The sequence below is a fragment of the Proteus sp. Marseille-Q3619 genome, from assembly GCF_965283115.1.
In genome coordinates, this window is sequence record NZ_CBDIMP010000001.1 from 23,727 (window position 1) to 50,226 (window position 26,500).

The following is a 26,500-nucleotide window of genomic DNA, read 5'->3' on the forward strand; positions in this document are numbered from 1 at the left end:
TTTATAAAGTTAGCCGTTAAACAAAGCGATATCACTATTTGATACCAGATAAATAAAAGGCACTTTAATAAGTGCCTTTTTTAGTATTCAATTTTTAATGCTTTCACGCTATTAGCGTCGTAATCGAATTGTCGTAATGGCGTTTTATTCCATAGTACTTGTTAGCGTGAAGTGAGCTTTACCCTCAGGTAAGCGACGGGCAGAATTGTTCTCGTCAACGGCAACGTAGGTAAACACAGCCTCTGTTGCACGATAGCGTTGGCCGACAGGTTCTGTGGCGACTTTTTTAACCCATACTTCAATATTAACAGTAATTGAAGAGTTACCTGTTTTTAAGCAACGCGCATAGCAACAAACGACATCACCAACAGCAACAGGTTTAAGAAAGGTAATGCCTGTTACACTTACAGTAACGACACGACCTAACGCAATTTCTTTTGCTAAAATTGCACCACCGATGTCCATTTGAGACATTAACCAGCCACCGAAAATATCACCATTAGCGTTAGTATCAGCAGGCATGGCAAGGGTGCGTAAAACGAGCTCACCATTAGGCAAAGATTGTTGTTCAGTCATGGAAATAAAGTATCTGTAAAATAATGTTGAAACCAAGGAGATATTTACTCGTATATATCAAGTTTACTCCTCATACTTCAAGTTGTAGCGTTGTTGACTTCGTTCATTCGCACTAGTCACATACTTTTGTATGCTCCTAGCGTCTCATTCACTTGTCGCCTAGCTACACCTCGAATTATCTAGAGTAAGGGGCTCGTCATACTTCAAGCCGTAGCGTTGTTGGCTGCATCTTAAATTATTTAGAGTATCTACAGGCTATACTCTAATAGCTACAACTTAAATTATTTAGAGCACATATCTCCCAATAAAATAAAAATAATTATTCAGATTTTGAATGGGCATCGTGTGATGTCGATTTAGATGCTTGCTTTGTCATATTATCTGATAATTCGTGTTCACTATTTTCTGTAGCTTCATTTTCAGTTTGTTCTTCTGGTAAACGGTTATTCCAGATATAAACCACACTGGCGATAGTAAAGATAAAGGTTAAAATAGTTAAGCCAAAGACTTTAAAATTAACCCAAGTCTCTTCTGCCAAAGAAAATGCCACATAAATATTACCAAGAGCACAAGCAAAAAAGAAAACCACCCATGCAATATTGAGTTTCTTCCAATTTGCAGGCGGCATAGCGAGCTCTTTGCCTAACATTCTTTCCATTAACGTTTTTGGCGTAAATAACTGCATACCAATTAAAACGATAGCAAAAATGGCATAAATAGCCGTCACTTTCCATTTAATAAAATCAGCAGAATGGAAAAATAGGGTTAATGAACCAAAAATAGTGACAACCACAGCGGTAATGAGCGGCGCTTTCTCTACTTTATGGAAAATAAGCCATGTTAAACCGACTGAGATCCACGTCGCGATAATTAATGCACCTGAAGCATAGAAAATATCTTGCCATTTATAGAAGATAAAAAAAACTAATAGTGGAGCAAAATCAAGTAATTGCTTAAGCCAGCCATTTTTCATAACAGATAGGAACCTATGGTAATTAAATTCATAAACTTGGCTATTCTAATGCAAAGCGATAGAAAATGGGTAAACAATTGCATATCTTTAACGACAGAGTGTTAATTTATACAAAAAATGCGAGTTTTGTCTGAAATAACTCAATGAAAAATCAATGTAATTGCATTTATGTAAAATTAAAACTCAAGCTTGAGTTATGAAAGAGGATTTAAATATTACACTAGTATATGATTCATTAACTCATCATTATCACCCGCCACTTTTTGATGAATGCATAAATAAAAAAGTATTTCTGATAAGAGGAAATCAATGAACGGAAAAAGAATAATAAAATGGATGCCAGGATTAGGCTTATTATTTAACTATAAGCGTGAATATTTTGGCTATGATTTAAAAGCAGGGCTTTCAGTGGCTGCCGTCGCACTACCTGTTGCCATTGCGTATACCGAATTATTAGGCATTAATGCTATTGTTGGATTATATGCCTGTATTTTCCCCATGATTATTTATGCATTATTTGGTACTTCTCGACAATTAATTACGGGGCCTGATGCAGCAACGTGTGCCGTTATTGCTGCGGTAGTCATTCCACTATCTGCTGGTGATGAAAATACTCGATGGCAACTTGCGATTATCATGACAGCGATGACGGGGTTTTGGTGTATTTTAGCCAGCCATTTTAGATTAGGGGCTTTTACTGATTTTCTTTCTCGCCCCATTCTTCAAGGGCTTTTAAATGGTGTTGCGATCACCATTATGGTTGGGCAAATTAGTAAAGTATTTGGTTTTGATACTTCCCCAGACCACTTAATTGAAAAACTCATTGAAGTCCCATTTCGATTAATGGATGCACATTTACCTACGTTATTGATGTCAGCGATAACACTCGCCTTATTATTGGGTATTCGCTATTTTCGGAGCCGATGGCCTGCGCCATTAATTGCCATGGTTGTGATGACTTATCTTAGCTGGCAATTTGATTTAGCAAGCTATGGTATTGCTATTGTGAATAAAGAGGCTGGAAATGTTGATCTATTTCTGCCAGTAGTCTCGATGAGTGGATTTCATCCTGGTGTATTACGAGAATTATTAGTTCCATCCATAAACTTGGCTGTCATTAGTTTTGTGAGTTTTATGATGACAGCCCGCAGTTTTGCCAGCAAAAATGGTTATGATGTCGATGCAGACCAAGAATTAAAAGCATTAGGTATTGCCAATATTGCCGCCGCATTGTCTCAAGGGTTCGCTGTAAGTGCGGCAAGTAGCCGTACAGCGGTCAATGACTCCGTTGGGGGGAAAACGCAGTTAGTTTCTATTATTGCCGCATTGATGATTTTGCTCGTGTTGTTATTTATGACCGATTTTCTTGCTTATATTCCACTGTCTTCGTTAGGGATAGTGTTGATAGTTTCTTCTTGGTCACTGCTTAGTATTCGTCATATTTGGTCTTATCGTAAGCGTAATAAACAAGCATTTACATTGGCATCATTTACATTATTAGCTGTGTTATTGACAGGTCTGATTAATGGTATTGGTTTTGCGGTTTTATTAGGTCTATTACAATTCTTACGTATTGTTTTTCGACCTAGCGATCAGTTGTTGGGTGTTGATGAACAAGGAATGGTTCATTCAATGAATAAGGATAATGGCATTGAGCCTATTGATGGTTTAATGATGTACCGTTTTAATTCACCACTGACTTATTTTAATGTGGGTTATTTTAAAAAACGAGTACTACAACTGGTTGATAGCGCACCTCAAAGACCGGCATGGTTAGCGGTAGATGCTGCTGTAAGCTTTACTTATGATGATGTCAGCGTATTTGCTGCCATTGATGAGCTAATAAGAGAATTACGAATAAAAGGCGTTAAATTGGTTCTAGCGGGGCGCAGAACGGAGTTAAATCGTTGGATAGAACGGAATAAAATTTCGCTCAATGAAGATGATTTGATTATTGCCCCAGATCTCTATTTTGTGATCCGCTTGTATCAAAGCCGACAGCAGATCAAAGAAAAACAGAAAGAAGCAAGAAAAGAGGCACTAAAACAAGACGCTGAAAATAATGATGAGAATACAGTAGATGCGCCAACAACGAGTCATACATCTACTCTCTAAGTGTACTGGTTAAACTTTATTGGTACATAATCAATAACAAAATCCCGTGATAAGTGATTAGCTTATACACGGGATTTTTTATAGGTAATGATAACGCTTTGAATAGATTAACGCTGTTGCGTTGTGTATTTGTTTTCAACCAACATAAACAAACGGAACAGATAAATAATCATCCAAGCCGAAGCCATATTTTTTAGGAAGTAGAATAAGAAGTTATGGATAACATCAGGTAGTTGAATTGTAAGATTACTCACAAAACCAATGCCGAACTGCAATAAGATCCAAATACCTAAAGCAGGGATCAGCGCAGCCGATTCACTAAATCCAACCTTCCAACCCAAACGTATTGCACTTCCCATATTTTGTTGACGTACTAAAACAACGGGGGCTAATGCAAAACCAATTAATAAAATGATGCCAGGAATAATCATCACCATAAAACCGGCGCTAATCAAAATAGAGCACAGTACAATCAATAGGAACATTTTAGGTAAGCGAGGTAGGGCTGCATTAAATGTTTGACCTAAGGTGACGTTATGACCTGTGGAAATTGCCATGGCGAACATCAATAAGGTTAGAACCAAGATGCTTTGCTGTAATGTTTCAAATGCATACAGTGATAACACTTTTTTGGCAATACCCACGACACTGTTTGACATTGCTTCTAACTCAGCAGGAGAGGCAGAAGAAAGCTGTGTATTTTTAAAATTAGCCACAAATTCAATCATCAATTGGTATTCTTGAGGATTAGGGCCAATGAAGACATGAATGAACGCTAAAATAATAGCAAGAATAGCGGAAAGAGTAACAATGCTACGTCGTTCATTCTTATAAAAATTAAGACTGTCTCGGTAGATTGTGCGTGCCGTGGTAGGCATGAAACTGCTCCTATAAAAATAGACTGTGTCAATGCGCGCTATTGTACCTTTTACAACAACAAAAAGGGATATTTTCTCTTACTTCTCTTATTTGGATTGTTTCTTGATGTTGATAATCAGAACACCCTCATCACCGAAAATAAAATAAACATTATATTAACACAATAATAACTTTATTTTTAAATATGTCTTTTAAGGATATTTTTTATTCAAAAAATAACAGTAATAATAAATTTAATTATAAGAAAAAATGGTATTAATGGGTAATTTGATGCGGATCAATTATAAATAATAGTATTGATAAATAATAAAAAGAGAAATAACACTTTCTGCAAAAATAATTCCAAAGTTGTGATCGGCATTAGATCATAATTATCAATAAATGGTTATATTTTTAGCGGAGATTTTACTTATTACAGGAATGGGTTAAATAATGAAAAAACTTTCTGCGCTTATTTTAGCGGCTGCAACTCTTGCGCCTTCTATTTCTTTTGCTCACCAAGCAGGTGATTTTTTATTCCGTGCGGGTACTGCAACAGTTCGTCCTAATGCGGGTTCTGATGCAATATTAGGTGGCGACCATTTTGAAGTAAATAATAATACCCAATTAGGTTTAACTTTCGGGTATATGATCACTGATAATATCGGGGTTGAGTTATTAGCAGCAACGCCTTTTGAACATAAAGTATCATTGACGGGTGTAGGTGAAATTGCAAAAGTTAAACATTTACCACCAACATTAATGGCACAATATTACTTCGGTAATGGTGAAGATAAATTACGTCCTTATTTAGGTGCAGGTCTTAACTTTACCACTTTCTTTGATGAGAAATTTAATAATAACCCTGCTGTAGATGGCTTAGGCTTAAATGGTCTTGATCTTAAGGATTCATGGGGCTTTGCGGCACAGGCAGGTTTAGATTATAACCTTGATAAAAACTGGATGTTGAATGCTTCTGTTTGGTGGATGAACATCGAAACAAAAGCAAGATTTAATAGCACTGTTGCGGACAAAGATTTTGACGTTAAAACACGTTTAGACCCATTTGTATTTATGTTTGGTGTGGGTTACCGTTTCTAATTATTCTTTCTTTAAAAGAATATCTCATAATGAAAAAGCGAAGATTACCTTCGCTTTTTTTATCTTTTGATTTACTAAAAATCTTTCATTTCTAGATTATATACAGCTTCTTTTTTTATTATTAATACCTGAATTATGAGTTATTAAAAGCAACATTAAATAGGTAAATATACATCTGAAATAAGACATTTAGCATTTTAACATTCATTAAAGTGTATTTAATATACATCTTTTATTTATTGATATTATCAAAATAAAAAAGTGTAGTTTTATTTATTAAGAGTTGCTGGCATTTTAATAAGTAAAAGAGTGTATTTTATAGATGTATTTAAAATACATCTTTATATTTGGATTTAGTAAAACGGCTTTATCTATCAATAGATAGAAGAAAATAGAAAAAGAATAAAATGATATCAACAGAGGAGATATTCAGGATAATAAGGTGGTTAACTTATAATCTCAAAATGATTAGTAATATTTCTTATTTGTTCTTTTTATGAGCTAATTCTAGCGTGGAGTAAAAATAGACACTTTTTAGCTTATTTGTTTTTTTTGCAAAAATTGATCTACTTTATGAAAGATTAAATGATTAAGACAAAAATCTTGGACAAAAAAAGACCACCGAAGTGGTCTAGAAAATTAGGGCTAAAGGAAGACGAGAATAAAAGCGGATCAGCGAATAACCATTGAGTTTATAACCCCTTTTACACCAGTTACTTTACGTGTTGTTTCAATGGCACGATTGGCATCTGCTTGAGAAGAGACGAAACCACTTAGTTGAACTTTACCTTTAAATGTTTCAACGCTGATTTGTGTTGAATTAAGATTTTTTCACCAATTAGCGCTGTTTTCACTTTAGTGGTGATCACGGAGTCATCAAAATACCCCCAGTACCCTCTGATGTTGCGGTTGGAGAACATGCAGATAAAGTTAATGCCATCAGTAATGCTGCCATAACAGCGGAGATTTTTGCCCATAGTTTCATCATCAAACTCCTTGTAATTACATTATTGATTGAGTATTTCCGAAAAGAAAATATAAAGTACCTTATAAAGTATGACCAAAAAATAAAATTTCGCCCAATTTTAGATAAAAAAATTATTTGATTAAGAATATGAACGAGGGAATGATAACGCGGTTTATCGCGGTTTCAGCAGTCAATGAGTGGGATTGAATAGATAATAAATTAAGAGTAATCCGCTTAGAAAAATAGCAAATTATTTCTCTAAAGCGGATCTCACTAAGCGTATTTAAAGCAATTAGGCGAGGGTAGCTGCCTTCATCTCTTTCACAAATGTCGTCAGTGCTTTTAACATCACATCGGGTTGATGAAGATTTTTCTCAATAATTTGAACCACTGCCGAGCCTGAAATTGCGCCTTTGGCACCATTGGCAATCGCTTCTTTAACTTGCTTAGGCTCAGAAATGCCAAAACCCCGCAATGCGGGAGGGGCATTATAGGTTTTTAGTTTGTCAGTAAGATGTGTTAGCGATTGTTCTGCACGTTTATCTGTACCCGTTACACCTGCTCTTGATAATAAATAGGTATAGCCTTTACCTGATGCTGCCAACTCTTGTAAAAGTTCATCATCAGCATTAGGTGGACAAATAAAAATAGGACTGATATTTGCGCGTTGTGCTGCTTCACGGAACTCTTTTGATTCACGTAAAGGTACATCACCAATCAAGACAGAATCCACGCCTGCTTGCTCACATTTACTATAAAAATTATCAATGCCATTACTAAAAACAGGGTTGGCATAAACTAATAGGCCAATAGGAATATTAGGATGTTTTGCACGAATTTTAGTTAAGAGCGCAAAGCAATCTGTTGGCGTTACACCGACATTAAGCGCACGTAAATTAGCCCCTTGGATTGTAGGACCATCTGCAAGAGGATCGGAGAAGGGAATACCAATCTCTAATGCATCTGCGCCACCTTCAATTAACGCATCAATAATTTGTAATGACAGCTCAGGAGAAGGATCACCTAATGTGACAAAAGGAACGAATGCGCCTTGCTGTTTTTGTGCTAATGCTTCAAAGCATACTTGATAACGGCTCATTAGATTTCTCCTCTCGCTGCTAAAATATCGTTTACAGTAAAAATATCTTTATCACCACGGCCTGATAAGTTCACAATTAATAGCTGCTCTTTGTCAGGATTTTGTGCAATTAATTTCAGTGCATAAGCCAATGCATGAGAAGATTCTAAGGCTGGAATAATCCCTTCACGGCGAGAAAGTGCTTTAAATGCTTCTATGGCTTCATCATCGGTAACAGAAACATAATCAGCACGACCAATGCTATTTAAGTGTGCGTGTTGAGGCCCGACAGATGGGAAATCAAGACCTGCTGAAATTGAATATGACTCTTCAATTTGTCCTTCATCAGTCTGCATAATTGGGGACTTCATACCAAAATAGATCCCTAATTTTCCATGCTTCAGTGGTGCGCCGTGTTCACCCGTTTCAATACCTTTACCCGCAGGTTCAACACCAATTAGTTGCACCGAAGTTTCTGGGATAAAGGATGCAAATAAACCGATAGCATTAGAACCACCGCCAATACAAGCGATAGCAGCATCAGGTAGACGACCTTCACGCTCTAGAATTTGTGCTTTGGCTTCATCACCAATCATGCGTTGAAACTCACGGACAATGGTTGGATAAGGATGAGGGCCTGCCGCCGTTCCTAATAAGTAATGTGCGCGATCGTAACAACCAGACCAGTCACGTAATGCCTCATTACACGCATCTTTTAAGGTAGATGAACCACTGTGAACGGGGATCACTTCGGCACCCATTAAGCGCATACGAAATACGTTAGGCGATTGACGTTCGACGTCTTTAGCCCCCATATAGATACGACATTTCATATTAAGTAGTGCGCAGGCTAAAGCTGTTGCAACACCGTGTTGACCCGCACCTGTTTCTGCAATAATTTCGGTTTTACCCATACGTTTTGCTAACAAGGCTTGACCTAATACTTGGTTAGTTTTATGGGCGCCACCATGCAGTAAATCTTCACGCTTTAGATATAAACGAGTTCGCGTGCCTTCTGTTAAATTACGACAAAGGGTTAGTGCCGTTGGTCTGCCTGCATAATTTTTTAATAAATCTTGGAATTCTTGCTGAAAAGAGGGATCGTTTTGCGCATCAATAAAAGCTTGTTCGAGTTGATCCAATGCAGGAATTAAGATTTCAGGTACATATTGGCCACCAAATTCGCCAAAGTAGGGGTTAAGTTTTCTCATTGTGATGTCATCCTGTTTGAAATTTTATTTTTGTGAAATTTAGTTTAGCTGTAATTGTGCAAATACTTGGTTCAGACGTTGCGCATCTTTTATGCCGGGAGCCGATTCTACTCCGGAGTTAAAATCAAGCCCGATACAGCCTGTTTTAACTGCATCCAAACAGTTTTCACTGTTAAGACCACCTGCAAGTAACGCTTTTTCACGTAATGTATTAGGAATTTTTTGCCAATTAAACGTTGTTCCTGTGCCACCAGTGCCGTTATCAAGTACATATTTATTAACGTGTGAAACAGGAGAAATATCTGCGTGAATTGCCATATTTATTGCTTGCCAAATCTCACAGCTAGGTTGAATTCGTTGTCTAAGTTGCTCAATAAACTGAGCATCTTCTTGTCCGTGTAATTGAATGGCAGATAAATTAAGTTTTTCAGCATAGTCACAAATAAGCGTAATGGGTTGGTTTTGAAAAACCCCCACAAAGGCTAAGGGAGCTTGCGCTATCAACTCTTGTGCTTGTGACAATGTCACTTTGCGAGGGGATTTTTCTGCAAAAATCAACCCTGCATAATAAGCACCAGCTTGATAAACCGCTTTTACATCTTGTGTGCGAGTTAACCCGCACACTTTATGCTTTCCCAAAACGAGCGCTCTCACTGCTTGGTCAATATTTTCTTGTGACATTAAGGCGCTACCAACTAGAAACCCATTAGCATATTGGCTTAACTCTTGAACTTGCTGATGGGTGTGAATACCTGACTCACTGATCACGATTGCATCTTTAGGCAATCCTTGGCTTAACTGCTGGGTACGAGCTAAATCGATAGAGAGATCACGCAAATCACGATTGTTAATACCGATAACTTTGGCATTGAGATTAATGGCACGTTGACGCTCTTCTTCAGTGCTTACTTCCGTTAATACGCCCATGTTTAATTGATGAGCAACGGCTGATAGTGCACGATATTGCTCATCATTTAAGACAGAAAGCATTAATAAAATGGCATCTGCTTGATAAAAACGAGCTAAATAGATTTGGTATTCATCAATAATAAAATCTTTGCACAAAACGGGTTGATGCACGGCTTGGCTAACTTGACGTAAATAATCAAAGCTCCCTTGAAAATATTTCTCATCCGTTAATACCGAAATTGCAGCAGCATAAGGCTGATAAATTTTTGCAATCGTAGCGGGATCAAAATCAGCACGAATTAGACCTTTTGAGGGTGATGCTTTTTTACACTCTAAAATAAAAACAGTATTGGGCTGAGTTAATGCCTGATAAAACGAGCGTGTTGATGGCTCTATTTGGTGCACAAATTCTGATAATGGTTGGCTTGCTTTACGTGCAATTAGATATTCAGCTTTATTTTTTACAATGGCGTTTAATACAGTCATGCTCTTATCCTCTCGTTGCTAACGCAGTTACACGATTTATTGCTTTACCGCTATAAATGGCGTGCATAGCAACTTCAGTATTCATTTTTAAATCTTCTTGCCCATGTAAACGCATTAATAAAGCGACATTAGCTGCAACAGATTCGGTATGTGCTCTTTTCCCTTCACCTTGTAGTAAATCTGCCAATAATTGACGGTTGACTTCAGGTGTACCACCTTCTAAATCAGTAATGGCACAAGGGCGAAGACCAAAATCACTAGGTGTCAGTTGATAACGTGTAATTTCACCATTGTGTAATTCAGCGACTTGAGTAGGTGCATGTAGTGAAACTTCATCCATTCCACCACTATGAACAACAGCAGCACGCTCATAACCTAAAACTTTCAATGTATCTGCGATAGGCATCAATAACTCTGGGCTATACACACCAATTAATGCTAATGGCGGACGTGCTGGGTTGATCAATGGACCTAATACATTAAATAACGTGCGTGTTTTCAATTGTTGGCGAACGGGAGCCGCAAAACGAAAACCACTGTGATACTGAGGTGCAAATAAAAAGCATAAACCCACTTCATCCAGTAATTGGCGCGCATCATCAGCACTTCTGTCTAAAGGGATACCAAATGCGGCTAATAAGTCGGAAGATCCAGAGCGGCTGGATACGCTACGATTACCGTGTTTCGCAACTTTGATACCTACTTCAGCCGCAACAAAGGCGCTTGCTGTTGAAATATTGATACTATTTGCACCATCACCGCCAGTGCCTACGATATCGCAAAAGGTATAATCAGGACGAGGAAATGGCAGTGCATTTTCGAGTAATGCGCGTGCTGCTCCTGCGATTTCTTGAGGATGTTCACCGCGCATTTTCATGCTGATTAATACTGCCGCTAATTGTGATTCTGTTAACTCACCGCGAATAATGGCGCTAAACAGTGTTTGGCTTTCTTCTAACGTCAATTGTTGTGCGCTAAATAATTTGTTGAAGATAGTTTCCATTTTATGCGTCTCCTTTAGGAGTTAATGCCCATGCGATTGTTTGTTCTAAAAGTTGTGCGCCTTTTGTGGTTAAAATTGATTCTGGGTGAAACTGAAAACCACAGGTTTTATGTTGACGGTGACGCACCGCCATAACAGTGTTATCGCACCAAGCATTAATAATGAGTTGTTCTGGAACTTGTTCTCCTGAAAGTGAATGATAACGAGCTACGGGTAAAGGGTTAGGTAAATTCACAAGCATTTCGCTGTTATCGTGTTCAGCTAATGTCGCTTTGCCATGTAAGATCTCTCCACATGAAGAAACTTTGCCACCGTAAGCCTCAATAATGGCTTGATGACCTAAGCAAATACCAATTACAGGCAATGTGCCTAATACACGTTTTAACAGTTCAGGCATGCAACCTGCTTGTGAAGGTGCTCCTGGCCCCGGCGATAACAGTAAAATCGGGTTATCGAGCTCATGTAATTTTTGTTCAATAACATCTGCTGTGACGCTATTGCGATAAATCACAACGTTATTGCCAAGGCTACGTAATTGATCGACAAGGTTATAAGTAAATGAGTCGATATTATCGAGCAGTAAGATAGTCGCCATTAGCAAGCCTCCTGCATTTGAGTATTGGTGTGAGCTTGTAAAATGGCATTGATAACAGCTTGTGATTTATTGCGTGTCTCTTCTGCTTCCATTTTTGGATCTGAATCGAGCACAATTCCAGCACCAACTTGAATAGTTGCAATATTATTTTCAACATAAGCGGAGCGAATAACTATGCAAGTATCAAAATCTCCCGCACCAGTAAAATAGCCAATAGCGCCACCATAACTGCCACGTTTCGTTTTTTCATAACGAGCAATCAATTGCATGGCACTGACTTTCGGCGCCCCAGATAGTGTTCCCATATTCATACAGGCTTGATACGCATGGAAAATATCTAAATCATCACGCAATTTACCGACTACTCTCGATACTAAATGCATCACAAAAGCATAACGATCAACTTTTGTTAATTCAGCGACATAACGGCTACCTGCTTGGCAAATACGCGCTAAATCATTACGTGCCAAATCAACTAACATTAAATGTTCAGAAAGCTCTTTCGTATCAGTGCGCATTTCAAATTCAATTCGGCTGTCTAAATCTGCATTGATTGAACCATCTGCGTTGCGTCCTCTTGGGCGAGTTCCTGCAATGGGATAGATTTCAATTTGGCGGTCGCTTGTTTGATATTTCAATGCACTTTCTGGTGATGCTCCAAATACCGTGAACAAAGCATCTTGCATATAGAATAAATAAGGGCTTGGATTTTTCTCTTTCAACACTTGATAAGCGGCAAGTGGTGAAGGGCAAGCAACTTGAAAGCGACGTGATGGAACAACTTGGAAAATATCACCACGACGAATATAGGTTTTCATTGCCTCAACGATATCGCCATAACCTTTATCATCCATATTGCCTTGTATTGTTGATTCTGCTGCTGTTAAAGCGCGGCGAATAGGATGTTTTAAAGGTTGTTTAGCCAGTGAAATTAACTCAGATTGGCGTAAAGTGAGGCGTTGACACTCTGTTTTATCATCAGTAAAAGTAATAGAAATTAACTGACTATCTTTATTCTGATGGTCGATCACGATTAACTGTTCTGCTAAATAAAAGCAGTAGTCAGGGCATGAAAAAACGGTGTCTAATTCAGGAATGGGTTCAAATCCACTGACTAAATCATAAGCAAATAAACCGCCGACAAAAATAGCATTAGCATCTTTAGTGTCTTTATTAGCAAGGAAGAAGCGTAAGGCATCAAATACGCTGGCTGATTTTAATTTGCTTTCTTCATCAATATCTTGTGCAGGTGCTGAAAAAGTAAAAACACACTGTTTATCGCTCTCTTGTATTAAGACCGCTTTTTCTTTTAGTGCGATTTTTAATGCGGGTAATAAAGCTTGTCCATTAACGCTTAATGCATCAATAGTGACTTGATTTTTTACTGCGCTGATACGCAATGCGCTATCAACAATTAACAAACTTTTTAAGTTTGCTTTAGTGTCAACTTGTGCAGATTCTAACAATAATGTGTGATGTTTGTTTTCACATAATGTATTGAAAAGTAAAGCCGGTTCACTATGGTAAGGCAGTGGCGTTGCCTTGGTATTAAATGAGAATGCAAGTGATGTATTCATTATTATCGCTCTATATTATTTTTTACTAACTGTTTTTAATGCATAAAAAAACCCGCGTAGGCGGGTTTTAGATATCACTGACGTTAAGCAGGAGATCAAACCGCCCATAAAAGAGTATTGCGCCACCAAAGAGCGATAAGACGTTGATTAATATTCATAAGATCTCCTTACAGCTAACGACAGATAATAAGTTAATAGACTAGCTCGTGTTGTGTACTAGTAAACTGGATTGCATTGGGTTCGTCAAGTACTTTATGGCATACTCTTTAAAAATTATTACCTTGCTAAGATGAAAAGGGAGAAGCGATGACAGAAGTGCTATCTGATTTAAGAGTGATTTATGATTTGCACAGCCACACTACCGCGTCAGATGGCGAGCTTTCACCAAAAGAATTGGTTGAGAGAGCGATAGAGCGTCAAATTAATGTCTTAGCGATTACAGATCACGATACAACAGCGGCGATTACTCCTGCTAATGATTATATTGCAGAAAAAAATCTACCTCTTACCCTGATATCAGGTGTCGAAATATCGACTTTATGGGAGAATATAGAAATCCATATTGTTGGATTGAATATTGATATCAACCATAATGCAATGAAAGCACTCCTTTCGTCACAAAGCCAATGTCGTGAAACACGCGCGATAATGATAGGTGAACGATTAGAAAAAGCAGGTATTTCAAATGCATTTGAAGGGGCAAAAGCCTTAGCACATGGTGGACAAGTTACAAGAGGACACTTTGCCCGTTTTCTCGTGAATGAAGGGCATGTTGCCTCGGTTAATAAAGTATTTAAGCGTTATTTAGCGAAAGGTAAAACGGGTTATGTCCCCCCACAGTGGTGTTCAATAGGTGACGCTGTCACAGCGATTCATGAGGCTGGTGGCGTTGCAGTATTAGCGCATCCGGGACGATATGGTCTATCCTCTAAGTGGTTAAAACGCTTAACGCTTTATTTTAAACAGCTTGGTGGTAATGCAATCGAAGTGGCACAATGCCAACAACCACCACAAGAACGGGAACAACACGCAGCATTAGCGCAACTTTATGGGCTAAAAGCTTCGTTAGGTTCTGATTTTCATCGCCCTTGCTCGTGGATAGAATTGGGGCGTAATTTATGGTTACCCAGTGGTGTAGAACCCGTTTGGTCGCTATGGCAAGAGTAACATTAGAAATTCATTGAGGGATGTATGAGCCAACTTTTTTATATTCACCCAGATAATCCGCAGGCTCGTTTAATTGAACAAAGTGCTGATATTTTACGCAAAGGTGGTGTGGTGATTTATCCAACAGACTCTGGCTATGCTATTGGCTGTTGTTTAGAAAACAAAGATGCAATGACGCGAATTTGTCGTATTCGCCAATTAGATAAAAACCACAATTTCACACTGATGTGCCGTGATTTATCAGAAATCGCCAATTACGCTTATGTTGATAATGTGGTGTTTCGTTTAATAAAAAATAACACCCCAGGTAATTACACCTTTATCTTAAAAGCAACTAAAGATGTACCAAAACGTTTGATGAATGATAAACGTAAAACCATAGGTTTGCGTGTTCCTTCTAACCCTATTGCACTGGCATTGTTAGAAAATATTGGTGAGCCATTAATGTCAACAAGCCTGATTTTACCAGGCAACGATTTTGCTGAATCTGATCCGGAAGAAATCGAAGATTTATTAAGCAAACAAGTTGATTTGGTGATCCATGGTGGTTATTTAGGACAAAAACCGACAACGGTAATTGATTTAACAGAAGATACCCCAGTTATCGTGCGTGAAGGTACGGGTGATATTACGCCATTTCAGTAAGTCATTTAGCTGATTAAACTGAATTGGGAGCCAATGACTCGATAGTGAAGAAATTTATTACGAGATAAAGAGATAAAAGGTGAAGGGATTTATCGCTTGTGTTAAATTTATACATTGCGATAAAAATCACGGTGTTTGTTTTTAAAATCGGTTATATCAACGCATATTTTAAACGTTAAACACTATAACTTGATCTGCGAACAAACGGCTAAGCTATCGTTAAGGTTTTGCCAACGTCGTTTTATCGCCACTATTTATCACAATGTTGATGTGAAAAATCATCAACATTGTTCACTATTGAATCAATAAACCTGTGTTTATTTCTTATTTTAATAAACATGGGTTATTTTTATTTAATTGATTTTTAAAAATTAATTCTATTTTTATGACGCCTGTGAAGGCGACACATGAGGTTGTTTCATGAGCGATAAATCGCAACGCACTGAAAAATTACAAAAAATCCTTGCTCGTTCTGGTCACGGTTCTCGCCGTGAAATTGAAGGCTATCTTCAAGAAGGGCGTATCAGCATTGATGGTACAAAAGCGAAATTAGGTGATCGTATTGATGTCACCACTACAGCAAAAATCCGCTTAGATGGCCGTATTCTAAATATTCGTGAAGCACAAAAAGATGTTTGCCGTGTGCTTGCTTATTACAAACCTGAAGGTGAACTGTGTACTCGCAGTGATCCGCAAGGTCGTCCAACCGTTTTCCAACGTCTTCCTCGCCTTAACAGTGCTCGCTGGATTGCCGTAGGCCGTCTTGATGTGAATACCAGTGGATTACTGTTATTTACAACTGATGGTGAATTAGCCAACCGTTTAATGCATCCTAGCCGTGAAGTTGAGCGTGAATACGCTGTCCGTGTTTTTGGTGAAATTGATGATGCGAAAATTCGTCAATTAACGCGTGGTGTACAATTAGAAGATGGTCCTGCTTCATTCCGCTCTGTTTCTTATCGTGGTGGTGAAGGGATTAACCAATGGTACAACGTTTCACTTACTGAAGGGCGTAATCGTGAAGTTCGCCGTATGTGGGAAGCTGTTGGTGTCCAAGTCAGCCGTCTTATTCGTGTTCGTTACGGTGACATCGATTTACCAAAAGGTTTACCGCGTGGTGGTTGGGTTGAACTTGGATTAGATCAAATCAACTATTTACGTCAGTTAGTTGAATTAAACGACGAAACAGTAACAAAAGTTGCAGTAGAAAAAGATCAACGTCGTATCAAAGCGAATCAGATCCGTCGTGCAGTTAAGCGTCATACGAAAGTATCTGCTCGCACTTCAACATCACCAGCTAAAAGAGCATCAAGTCGTCGCCAATCGGCAGGAAATAAAAAGTAATTAGCGAATAATTATTTATTATTTCAAATTAAATTTTCATTTTTAAAAAGAAGCGCTCATGTTTTTATGAGTGCTTCTTTTTTTGATGGCTTTATTTTTATAATAAATATATCTATGATAATTACATTATTACGGTAGAAATATTAATAATTTTTTATTTAACGATAAGGTATTCAAAATAATATGTATCGTTATTTTTATTTAACAACAGTGTTATATATGACTTTTCTGATAGTAGGGTGCGACAACCCCGCAAAACGAGAAAAGCAGAACGGTATTTTTTATATCAGCAATAATCGATTAGAACCTTTAGAGTTTAAAGTTGATAATTCTTATTTCGTAATGGGTAAAGGTGAAGTTAAAAAAATAAAACTTAATAACGGAAAACATTTGTTAGTCGATAGTCATGGTGAACAGAGTGAATTTATGATTTATCCAGGCAATCGAGGCGGAATAATTAATCCGAATAGAGAAATATATTATAGTTTCACTTCGGTATTTAAACCAGATGATACACTTGATGATCTTCATATAGATGAGCGCACAGTATGGATTAACGGCATACTTGTACGTGGCGCCATTAATAGCTCTGACTCTCTTTTTATTGATAATAATATTTTTAATTGTGATATTCCATTAGATGAATCATTACCTACTTACTTATCTGATTGGGACGATAATGAAAAAGTGAATGTATTGACAAAATGTTTTTCAAGAGAGGATTTTTATCAATATATCGCTAAATATCCTTATGGTATTCACTTTTATTCTGAACGTGATTTGTTAACTGAATATTTAGCAATAGATAAGTTTAATTGGATAGATGGAGGGAACACACGAACAGATAATTTAACTCCACTAGAATATAATGTTAAATTTAGTAATGAAAAATTAACCAAAGAAGCAAATAGTATTTATGAAATAATGAAGAAATATTTAGCGTCAAGAGATCCTAAAGAAAAACAAATATTTTATGATGAATATCATAAATATTTAGTAAGAATGGCAATGATTTACAATCAACAAATACAAAATAATATTTTTGTAGATAGAGATGCCTATTTTGAATTTATGAAAAAAAGTGGGAGAATATTTGGTGCTGGCATTTTAGGCGAGCCAATTCTTATTTAAGAAAATATTCATTTTATGATAATCATTATAGGTTACCAATCTATACCTTTTTGCGCTTTTATTCCGCTGTCAAAAGCATGTTTGATAGGACGCATTTCTGTCACCGTATCGGCTAACTCAATTAATTTTCGATGGCAGCCTCTTCCTGTGATAATGACATTTTGGTGAGGTGGGCGAGAGCTAATAGCTGAAATAACTTCATCTAATGGTAAATAGTTAAAGCTAATCATATAGGTAATTTCATCAAGAATGACCAGATCGTACTCTGGATCGTTAAGTAGTTTCAGTGCATATTGCCAAGTATTCAAACAGGCAGCGGTATCTGCCGTTTTATCTTGTGTTTCCCAAGTAAATCCCGTTTCCATTACATAAAATGGTACACCGAATTGTTCTAATAGATTTCGTTCACCGTTTTCCCATGTCCCTTTTATAAACTGCACAACACCGACTTTTTTTTGATGACCAACAGCACGCGTTGCGGTTCCCATCGCCGCTGTTGTTTTGCCTTTACCATTGCCAGTAAAAATTATCAAAATACCTTGCTCGTGTTGAGCTTGCTCAATTCGAGTATCTACTTTCTCTTTTAAACGTTGTTGGCGTTTTTGGTGTTGTGCATCATTCATTTTGCTACCTTAAACTTAAATTATGTTATTCAGCGGGACCTGCTTTACGGCCAGGTTGTGCATCTAAAGATTGTCCTTTCACCTCAATACTGTCATCACTCATAAGGTAGAGATATAACGGCATCAAATCGTGAGGTGTTTTTAATTTCTGTGCATCTTCATCTGGAAATGCACTTGCTCGCATTGCGGTACGAGTGCCACCAGGATTAATGCAGTTAATACGCAAAGTACTTTCGTTATATTCTTCATTAAGTACTTGCATAAAGCCTTCTGTTGCGAATTTAGAGACAGAATAGGCTCCCCAACCATAACGACCTTGGCGACCTACACTAGATGTGGTGAGGATAAGGCTTGCATGAGGCGCTTTGAGCATCAATGGTAGTAGTGCTTTTGTGAGCATAAATGTCGCATTAACGTTGACTTGCATAACGTCATGCCAAAGATTACTCGGTTGATTAATGATAGGTTCAACAACACCTAATAAACCAGCATTTTGTAATACACCATCAAGATGAGGGAAGCGTTTAACGAGAGTATCAGCAAATTGCTGAAAATCGTTCTCTGTCGCTGTAAGTAGATCAAGTGGATATAACATGGGCTGTTGGCCACCTGATGTGATTATTTTTTCTTGAACATCTTCAAGTTTTGATAAAGTACGGCCTAATAAGATAAGTGTTGCGCCATATTGCGCATAAGTTAGTGCGGCTTCTTTTCCTATGCCATCACCAGCACCCGTTACTAGAATAATTTTATCTTTTAGCACGCTATGATCGGGTTGATATTGCAACATATTGATATCCTGTCTAGTAAAAAGTAAATAAAGTGTAACGTCTTATTTGCCTAGCGACCAGTTTAGTCTGACTTTTTGTTTACAATTTATGGCTATTTTCTTTATGGTATTAAACATAATCATGCCTTTGTTGCTGGCGCTAAAGCAGAATTTCGTTAAACTAGGCATATTGGTTTTAGTCAGTGTTATTAACCTTAAAAAGAGGTCTTTGTGGAGTATATTTTGCAATATGGGCTGTTTTTAGCAGAAATTGTCACTGTTGTTGTGGCGATTATCGCTATCGTGTTGTTTTTCGTTGTAATTGGAAATAAAAAGCAAAATCGTAAAGGGACGTTAAGAGTCACAGATCTTGCTGAAGCTTACGAAGAAAAACAGCGCGTTATGCAACAAGCAAAAATGGACGATGCTGAATTAAAAGTCTGGTATAAAGCGTTTAAAAAGCAGCAAAAAAAAGAGAATAAACAGAGTAAAAACAATGCAAAAGAAGGTAAAAAAGGCGTTGTAAAACCTTGTTTATATGTGCTTGATTTTAACGGTAGCATGGATGCACATGAAGTGGGTGCATTACGTGAAGAAATCAGCGCCATTCTTTCTGTTGCACAAGCAGGTGATGAAGTATTACTGCGCTTAGAAAGCCCGGGCGGTATGGTTCACGGATATGGATTAGCCGCAGCTCAATTAACACGCTTAAAAGAAAAGGGTATTAAACTGACTGCGGTTGTCGATAAAGTGGCTGCTAGCGGGGGATATATGATGGCATGTGTGGCAGATAAAATTGTTGCTGCACCATTTGCGATTATTGGTTCGATTGGTGTTGTGGCTCAGATCCCTAACATTCACCGTTTGCTCAAGAAAAACGATATTGATGTTGAGTTGCATACCGCTGGCGAATATAAACGTACATTGACCTTGTTAGGCGAAAATACTGAAGAAGGTCGTCAGAAATTTAAACAAGATTTAAATGAAACGCATCTATTGTTTAAATCATTTGTGCATAAATATCGCCCTCAACTTGATATCGATAGCGTTGCAACGGGTGAGTATTGGTACGGTTCAGAAGCACTAAACAGAGGCTTAATTGATGAAGTTGGTGTCAGTGATGATTGGTTGATCAATCATATTAATGACTTTGAAGTTCTTTCTGTCCAATATGTTACCAAAAAGAAAATGGTTGAGCGAGTTACAGGTGGTGCAATGGAAAGTATTGATAAACTGATGATGCGTTGGGTACAAAGAAGTAAAAAACCGCTGCTATAAGCCAATAAGTACGCAATAAATGATATCAGTGATATGGATTATCGCTGATATCATCCTTCCTTAATCCAGTCACTATTTCTCAGCCTTCTTAATAAATATTCTAACTTTCTATTTTAAAAAGCTTTTATTTTGATAAAACAAAAAAAAGCCAGTGAAAATTTCACTGGCAATCAAAGAAATAATTGATATTGCTTATAACAACAACAGGGTAAATATTTCCTCTTTCTAGGAGGCTTCAATATAGCTGTAAATAGAAAATAAAAATAATTGATATTACTGATTGTATTGATAGGTAAATGTAGTCTTGAGTTGAGATGTGACAGAAAATCTGCATTATAATCAAACTGAATTATTATTCTTTATTTTTGTTTGATTATGCCAGTTATTGGCACCTGAGTGAATGCAATAACTGGCAAGCAAAGTCTCTTTTTTGTTATCGATAAAGAGTAAATTAATTTACTTCAGTGATTAAATAAAAATAATCACGAAGATGACTTATTCTAAATGGTATTTATCAGATAACACATGAGCTAAATGCTTGAACATGTTGAATGCTGCTGTGCTTTTTGCAGTAGGTAAACCTTGTTCATCTAAAAAAAATTCGCCTTTAAATACGAGGACATTACCTTTCTGTTCAACCGAATCAGCACGCATACCTTGTAAATAATCTTCATGTTCACATATGATTTTATTCGCTTTTTCAAGTAGCATCTCTGTTGTAATCGGTGTAGTTTGTGTTGACATAATATGTGCTCCTTAGAAAAATAATTTGTTGCGCCTCACTTTTTATCAGGTAGAGTGTGGCATTTTTAAAAGCTTAGCTACTCTATATGTAGCAAACAATGATTTACCTGTACTCGGTCAAAGTAGTGAGGTGATTAAAATACCTCAAAAAAAGTTATGAGTTTTGAGCTTAAACAAAAGCTTTGAATAAAAACAGGTTGATATATTGCAAAACTAACGCAATATAAAAAAGAGATTTTAAACATTTTTTTAGTTGAAGGTATTAAACGATACCGTCATAACAAAGTTTAATTAGGTAAAGGTAATTATGGGTAAAGCTCTTGTTATCGTGGAGTCCCCGGCTAAAGCCAAAACGATCAATAAATATCTTGGCAATGACTACGTAGTTAAATCTAGCGTGGGTCACATTCGTGATTTGCCAAAGAGTGGTTCTGGCAGCCAGAAGAGCGAAAACTCATCCGCCACGAAAGGCGTGAAAAAAGTTAAAAAGGATGAGAAATCAGCCTTAGTCAGCCGTATGGGAATTGATCCCTATAATGGATGGAATGCGAACTATCAAATTCTACCCGGCAAAGAAAAAGTCGTGGCTGAACTAAAAGCATTGGCTGAGAAAGCTGATCATGTCTATCTCGCAACGGACCTTGACCGCGAAGGAGAAGCTATTGCGTGGCATTTACGCGAAGTTATCGGCGGTGATGATGAACGATTTAGTCGAGTGGTTTTTAACGAAATCACTAAAAATGCCATTACACAAGCTTTCCAAACTCCGGGTGAGTTAAATATAGATCGCGTTAACGCACAACAAGCTCGTCGCTTTATGGATCGTGTTGTGGGTTATATGGTTTCACCTTTACTTTGGAAAAAAGTTGCTCGTGGATTATCTGCGGGTCGAGTGCAATCTGTTGCTGTGCGTCTTTTAGTTGAACGTGAGCGTGAAATTAAAGCCTTTGTTCCTGAAGAATATTGGCAATTGCACGCGTCATTGTTAACGCCTGACGAGCAACCGTTGCGTATGGAAGTCACGCATTATAATGATAAAGCCTTCAACCCTGTTTCATCCGATGAAACACAGGTGGCGGTTAAAGCATTACAAAATGCAACTTTCACGGTAAAAGATCGTGAAGATAGACCAACATCAAGCAAACCAAGCGCACCACTTATCACATCAACCTTACAGCAAGCGGCAAGTACGCGTTTAAGCTTTGGTGTGAAAAAGACGATGATGCTAGCTCAGCGCCTTTATGAAGCTGGTTATATAACCTATATGCGTACTGACTCAACTAACTTAAGTCAGGATGCAATTCAAATGGCACGTGATTATATCAATGAGAATTTTGGCGCTAAATATTTGCCGAAAGAGCCAAATGTTTATTCGAGCAAAGAAAATTCTCAAGAAGCGCACGAAGCTATTCGTCCTTCAGATATCAACGTTATCGCAGAATCTTTAAAAGATATGGATAACGATGCCAAACGTTTATATCAACTGATTTGGAATCAATTTGTTGCTTGTCAAATGACACCAGCAAAATACGATTCAACCACATTAACAGTTGAATCAGGTGATTATAAACTACGAGCTAAAGGTCGTACTTTACGTTTTGCCGGTTGGACGAAAGTCATGCCAGCGATGCGTAACAAAGATGAAGACAAAACCTTACCTGCAGTTGATGTAGGGGCAAAACTGGCTTTAGCTGAATTAGAACCTACTCAGCACTTTACTAAGCCACCAGCACGTTTTAGCGAAGCGACTTTAGTTAAAGAGTTAGAAAAGCGCGGTATTGGTCGCCCTTCAACGTATGCTTCTATCATTTCCACTATTCAAGATCGTGGTTATGTGAAAGTTGAAAACCGTCGTTTTTATGCAGAAAAAATGGGTGAAATTGTAACGGATCGCTTAGAAGAGAATTTTAGCGATTTAATGAATTACGATTTTACTGCGCAAATGGAAGATCACCTCGACCATGTTGCTAATAATGAAGAAAATTGGAAAGAGGTATTAGATGCATTCTTCACCGATTTTAGTCAGCAATTAGATGTCGCTGAAAAAGATCCTGAAGAAGGTGGAATGCGACCAAATCCAATGGTGATCACGTCGATTGAATGTCCAACTTGTTCTCGCCATATGGGAATTAGAACGGCGACAACAGGCGTATTCTTAGGGTGTTCGGGCTATGCTTTACCACCAAAAGAGCGTTGTAAGCAAACCATCAACCTTATCCCTGAAGATGAATTATTAAATATTCTTGAAGGGGAAGATGCAGAAACTAATGCATTACGTGCACGTCGCCGTTGCCCGAAATGTGGTACTGCAATGGACAGTTACCTGATTGATACTCATCGTAAATTACATGTTTGTGGTAATAACCCTGCATGTGATGGTTATGAAGTTGAAGAAGGTGAATTCCGCTTAAAAGGTTATGAAGGTCCAGTTATTGAGTGCGATAAATGTGGTTCTGAAATGCACCTGAAAATGGGGCGTTTTGGTAAATACATGGGTTGTACTAATGATGATTGTAAAAATACCCGTAAAATCTTAAAAAGCGGTGAAATTGCACCACCGAAGGAAGATCCTGTTCCACTTCCTGAATTGCTATGCGAAAAATCAGATGCTTACTTTGTCTTACGAGACGGTGCTGCTGGTGTCTTCTTGGCCGCAAACACGTTCCCTAAATCAAGAGAAACGCGTGCGCCAAAAGTAGAAGAACTGGTTCGCTTTAAAGACCGTTTAGCAGAGAAAATGCGCTATTTAGCAGAAGCTCCGGTAGCTGATCCTGAAGGAAACCCAACTATTGTGCGTTTTAGTCGTAAAACAAAACAGCAATATGTTTCTTCAGAGAAAGATGGCAAGGCAACAGGTTGGTCTGCGTTTTATGTCGATGGCAAATGGGTTGAAAAAACCAAATAACATTGGCATTACGTGATAAATAAAAAAGCGACTAATGAGAGTTAGTCGCTTTTTTGTATTAACACTGATGATCCAAGCTCTTGGTGACGACGGTGCAAGAATGGTATGTAGTGTGATTAAATAATTTAGTGGCACTAATATTATGAAATAGAAGCTGATAGATAAGGTCGGCTTTTTTTATGCTTATTTATAGCTTATAACTATTCGATATAACAAAACCTAAATAACACTATTAATTACGTTAGACCGAAATGAAATAAGTGATATAGTGGTTATATATTACATCTTTATTATTCTTTTTAGTTATATGAATATAAATAGAATAACGGAATAATAAGTCTTTTGTTGAAGGGATAGCCTCTCCATGAAATTACAACAGTTGCGTTATATCGTTGAAGTGGTGAATAACGATTTAAATGTTTCGACCACGGCAGAGCGTTTGTATACATCTCAACCGGGAATAAGTAAACAAATTCGCATGTTAGAAGATGAGTTAGGTATACAAATATTTTCTCGCAGTGGCAAGCATCTAACGCATGTGACACCAGCAGGTGAAGAAATTGTAAGGCTGTCTAGAGAGATTTTGTCAAAAACAGAAGCTATTCGATCAGCGGCGGGTGAGCACACTTATCCAGATAGAGGCTCACTATCGATTGCAACAACGCATACGCAAGCTCGTTATGTATTACCTCCAGTAATAAAAGGTTTTATTGAGCGTTATCCGGATGTTTCATTACATATGAACCAAGGTTCACCAACGCAAATTGCTGAAGATGTATGCAGAGGTAAAAGTGATTTTGCAATAGCGACAGAATCACTGCATCTTTATAACGATTTAGTGATGCTACCTTGTTATCGTTGGAACCGCATTGTGGTGGTTTCTAAAGATCATCCACTGGCACAAAAACGAGAAGTGACGCTTAAAGAGCTCGCAAACTACGATATTGTCACTTATACCCAGGGGTTCACTGGGCGTTCAGATCTTGATGATGCCTTCGGTAAAGTAGGGTTGAAACCTAAAATTGTTTTCACTGCAACCGATGCGGATGTTATTAAAACTTATGTGAGACTGCATTTAGGTATTGGTGTGATTGCCAGCATGGCATTTGATCCTGTACTCGATAGCGATTTAGTTGCCATTGATATGCGTGATAAGTTTAGTTATAGCACCACTAAAATTGCGTTTCGCCGTAGTGGTTTCTTACGTGGCTATATGTATGATTTTATGTGGCGTTTTGCTCCCCATCTTACGCGTAATTTGATTGAGCAAGCTGTTGCGTTGCGAACTAACGAAGAGATTGAAGAGTTATTTAAAGATATCGAATTACCATTAGTGTAATACTGAAAGGCGGGTCATTCCCGCCTTCAAGCGTGTTCATAAATCTAATTTCTGTTATTACTCATTTCAAATAAAAATCCCCACTAAAAAAAGCATCTGATTTTGCAATGCTTAGCTGACGATACTTGTTTAAAAAATCATAAAACTGCTGGTTAATCAGTGGATCATCAAGTGCACTAGCATCAAATACAGAGGTAATTGTGGTGTACTCTAAAGAGAGGGTAAATTTACGACCGATACAGCTGGCGAGTAGCATTTTTGCTGATTGATAAGAAAAACGTAGGCTCAAAATTTTCAGCTTTGGAACAAAAATAAGATGATTATTATGATTGAGTATCTCCGTGATCCCCGCAATAGTTATCGTTTGATAGCTGTCTAATGAGTTTCGTAAGCCGACTTCTATTTTTTGTCCTTGGGTACGTAAAAAATCAATAAATTCTCCAAGTGCAGGAGAGGTGGCATTGATTGCCGCTCCTAGTAATAATTGAATAAACGCTTGAGCAACAGAAAAATCAAAGGTTTGCTTATGAAGTTTTTTTGTTTCTATTTTATTGTGCCCTAGAAGAGGTAAATGGTTGAGCGTATCTAACCAATGCTCGGGGCGATAATAGGCTTCATTATCCTCTTTTTTTAATGCGGCAAGATGGTTTGCCATAATAGAAATGAGTCCAATTTGAATATTTTTAAGTTGTGACATTTTTTCTATTTCGGAAGGCTCAAAAGGTTTTGGTGACGCGATGATAAATTGCACTAAGCCTTCGGTATCTTTTATATTTTGAGAATGTAATGCATTCATCGATAAGGTTTGCGGAAAAGGAGGTGTAATAGGTTCTGCAAAATAGCGATCCGCATTCATAATATTTTTAAGTAAATCAGATTGTTTATTACTCATAAAAGTATCCTTACGTAGTCATACCTCCACCATTAAATCCTAATTAAGCGAAAATCCTGAGATTAAAATTTATTAACACTATGACACCCATAACATTACGTTAACAAATTGTGTGGTCTTTAAGCGAAATTCGGCGTTATATGATATGTTTAATAAATAACCTTACCTATTTTGATGGTTTAAACATGCTGTCAGTATAAAAATAAGAAGGAGG

The 26,500-nt window shown here is 37.6% G+C and carries 19 protein-coding genes and 3 pseudogenes; 9 read left to right on the plus strand and 13 right to left on the minus strand.

What is annotated here, in order from left to right:
• Positions 1 to 144: 144 nt before the first annotated feature.
• Both yciA and ACWPWK_RS00145 read right to left on the minus strand, forming a co-directional pair.
• The gene (gene yciA / locus ACWPWK_RS00140; RefSeq protein WP_006536988.1) at positions 145 to 576 is read right to left on the minus strand and encodes an acyl-CoA thioester hydrolase YciA; all 432 of its coding nucleotides are present in this window, start codon (positions 574 to 576) and stop codon (positions 145 to 147) included.
• A gap of 424 nt (positions 577 to 1,000) precedes the next feature.
• Positions 1,001 to 1,549 (minus strand): annotated as a pseudogene (locus tag ACWPWK_RS00145) (septation protein A); the annotation flags it as partial.
• A 309-nt stretch (positions 1,550 to 1,858) separates the two neighbouring features.
• Between ACWPWK_RS00145 and ACWPWK_RS00150 the strand changes: the two are divergent.
• Complete coding sequence (locus ACWPWK_RS00150; RefSeq protein WP_167392474.1) at positions 1,859 to 3,664, plus strand: SulP family inorganic anion transporter; 1,806 nt, start codon at positions 1,859 to 1,861, stop codon at positions 3,662 to 3,664.
• 107 nt (positions 3,665 to 3,771) lie between these two features.
• On the opposite strand, the gene ACWPWK_RS00155 is transcribed toward ACWPWK_RS00150, so the two are convergent.
• Entirely contained in the window at positions 3,772 to 4,542 is a 771-nt protein-coding gene (locus ACWPWK_RS00155; RefSeq protein ID WP_109372378.1) for a YciC family protein, read from the minus strand.
• A gap of 433 nt (positions 4,543 to 4,975) precedes the next feature.
• Between ACWPWK_RS00155 and ompW the strand changes: the two genes are divergently transcribed.
• The gene (gene ompW, locus ACWPWK_RS00160) at positions 4,976 to 5,623 is read left to right on the plus strand and encodes an outer membrane protein OmpW (RefSeq protein WP_109372377.1); all 648 of its coding nucleotides are present in this window, start codon (positions 4,976 to 4,978) and stop codon (positions 5,621 to 5,623) included.
• A gap of 672 nt (positions 5,624 to 6,295) precedes the next feature.
• On the opposite strand, the pseudogene ACWPWK_RS00165 reads toward ompW, so the two are convergent.
• The 6 genes and pseudogenes from ACWPWK_RS00165 to ACWPWK_RS00190 all read right to left on the minus strand — a co-directional run bounded on the left by ACWPWK_RS00165 (position 6,296) and on the right by ACWPWK_RS00190 (position 13,449).
• A pseudogene (locus ACWPWK_RS00165) lies at positions 6,296 to 6,608 on the minus strand (BON domain-containing protein).
• A gap of 274 nt (positions 6,609 to 6,882) precedes the next feature.
• A complete protein-coding gene (gene trpA, locus ACWPWK_RS00170; RefSeq protein ID WP_454208116.1) occupies positions 6,883 to 7,689 on the minus strand; it encodes a tryptophan synthase subunit alpha in 807 nt (268 codons plus the stop codon).
• Positions 7,689 to 8,879: a tryptophan synthase subunit beta gene (gene trpB, locus ACWPWK_RS00175; RefSeq protein ID WP_036937130.1), complete on the minus strand. Its 1,191-nt coding sequence runs from the start codon at positions 8,877 to 8,879 to the stop codon at positions 7,689 to 7,691. The genes trpA and trpB overlap by 1 nt, the downstream gene beginning before the upstream one ends.
• A gap of 39 nt (positions 8,880 to 8,918) precedes the next feature.
• Positions 8,919 to 10,274 carry a bifunctional indole-3-glycerol-phosphate synthase TrpC/phosphoribosylanthranilate isomerase TrpF gene (gene trpCF, locus ACWPWK_RS00180; RefSeq protein WP_109372374.1) on the minus strand — a complete coding sequence of 452 codons (1,356 nt, stop codon included), beginning with the start codon at positions 10,272 to 10,274 and terminating at the stop codon, positions 8,919 to 8,921.
• Between the two features lie 4 nt (positions 10,275 to 10,278).
• A pseudogene (gene trpD, locus ACWPWK_RS00185) lies at positions 10,279 to 11,872 on the minus strand (bifunctional anthranilate synthase glutamate amidotransferase component TrpG/anthranilate phosphoribosyltransferase TrpD).
• Positions 11,872 to 13,449: an anthranilate synthase component 1 gene (locus ACWPWK_RS00190; protein ID WP_109372371.1), complete on the minus strand. Its 1,578-nt coding sequence runs from the start codon at positions 13,447 to 13,449 to the stop codon at positions 11,872 to 11,874. The pseudogene trpD and the gene ACWPWK_RS00190 overlap by 1 nt, the downstream one beginning before the upstream one ends.
• Before the next feature lie 306 nt (positions 13,450 to 13,755).
• On the opposite strand from ACWPWK_RS00190, the gene rnm reads away from it, so the two are divergent.
• The 4 genes from rnm to ACWPWK_RS00210 all read left to right on the plus strand — a co-directional run bounded on the left by rnm (position 13,756) and on the right by ACWPWK_RS00210 (position 17,736).
• Positions 13,756 to 14,616 (plus strand): RNase RNM, encoded by an 861-nt coding sequence (gene rnm, locus ACWPWK_RS00195; protein ID WP_160230331.1) that lies wholly within the window; start codon positions 13,756 to 13,758, stop codon positions 14,614 to 14,616.
• 24 nt (positions 14,617 to 14,640) lie between these two features.
• Positions 14,641 to 15,261 carry an L-threonylcarbamoyladenylate synthase gene (locus tag ACWPWK_RS00200; RefSeq protein ID WP_023582284.1) on the plus strand — a complete coding sequence of 207 codons (621 nt, stop codon included), beginning with the start codon at positions 14,641 to 14,643 and terminating at the stop codon, positions 15,259 to 15,261.
• A 420-nt stretch (positions 15,262 to 15,681) separates the two neighbouring features.
• Positions 15,682 to 16,605: a 23S rRNA pseudouridine(2605) synthase RluB gene (rluB, locus tag ACWPWK_RS00205; protein ID WP_088495702.1), complete on the plus strand. Its 924-nt coding sequence runs from the start codon at positions 15,682 to 15,684 to the stop codon at positions 16,603 to 16,605.
• 219 nt (positions 16,606 to 16,824) lie between these two features.
• Complete coding sequence (locus ACWPWK_RS00210) at positions 16,825 to 17,736, plus strand: hypothetical protein (protein WP_244185017.1); 912 nt, start codon at positions 16,825 to 16,827, stop codon at positions 17,734 to 17,736.
• 32 nt (positions 17,737 to 17,768) lie between these two features.
• Here ACWPWK_RS00210 and cobO read toward each other — a convergent pair whose 3' ends face one another.
• The gene (gene cobO / locus ACWPWK_RS00215) at positions 17,769 to 18,359 is read right to left on the minus strand and encodes a cob(I)yrinic acid a,c-diamide adenosyltransferase (protein WP_109372368.1); all 591 of its coding nucleotides are present in this window, start codon (positions 18,357 to 18,359) and stop codon (positions 17,769 to 17,771) included.
• Positions 18,360 to 18,384: 25 nt separating this feature from the next.
• Positions 18,385 to 19,146, minus strand: coding sequence for a YciK family oxidoreductase (locus ACWPWK_RS00220; protein ID WP_196573637.1), 762 nt, complete (start codon positions 19,144 to 19,146; stop codon positions 18,385 to 18,387).
• Positions 19,147 to 19,359: 213 nt separating this feature from the next.
• On the opposite strand from ACWPWK_RS00220, the gene sohB reads away from it, so the two are divergent.
• Positions 19,360 to 20,406, plus strand: a complete 1,047-nt coding sequence (gene sohB, locus ACWPWK_RS00225) for a protease SohB (protein ID WP_109372366.1) — start codon at positions 19,360 to 19,362, stop codon at positions 20,404 to 20,406.
• 495 nt (positions 20,407 to 20,901) lie between these two features.
• Here sohB and ACWPWK_RS00230 read toward each other — a convergent pair whose 3' ends face one another.
• Positions 20,902 to 21,150 carry a YciN family protein gene (locus ACWPWK_RS00230; protein ID WP_069369238.1) on the minus strand — a complete coding sequence of 83 codons (249 nt, stop codon included), beginning with the start codon at positions 21,148 to 21,150 and terminating at the stop codon, positions 20,902 to 20,904.
• Between the two features lie 307 nt (positions 21,151 to 21,457).
• Here ACWPWK_RS00230 and topA point away from each other — a divergent pair, with 307 nt between their 5' ends.
• Positions 21,458 to 24,055 carry a type I DNA topoisomerase gene (topA, locus tag ACWPWK_RS00235; protein ID WP_109372365.1) on the plus strand — a complete coding sequence of 866 codons (2,598 nt, stop codon included), beginning with the start codon at positions 21,458 to 21,460 and terminating at the stop codon, positions 24,053 to 24,055.
• A 364-nt stretch (positions 24,056 to 24,419) separates the two neighbouring features.
• Positions 24,420 to 25,394, plus strand: coding sequence for an HTH-type transcriptional regulator CysB (gene cysB, locus ACWPWK_RS00240; RefSeq protein ID WP_109372364.1), 975 nt, complete (start codon positions 24,420 to 24,422; stop codon positions 25,392 to 25,394).
• A gap of 61 nt (positions 25,395 to 25,455) precedes the next feature.
• On the opposite strand, the gene ACWPWK_RS00245 is transcribed toward cysB, so the two are convergent.
• Positions 25,456 to 26,286, minus strand: coding sequence for a hypothetical protein (locus tag ACWPWK_RS00245; RefSeq protein WP_109372363.1), 831 nt, complete (start codon positions 26,284 to 26,286; stop codon positions 25,456 to 25,458).
• Between the last annotated feature and the right edge of the window lie 214 nt (positions 26,287 to 26,500).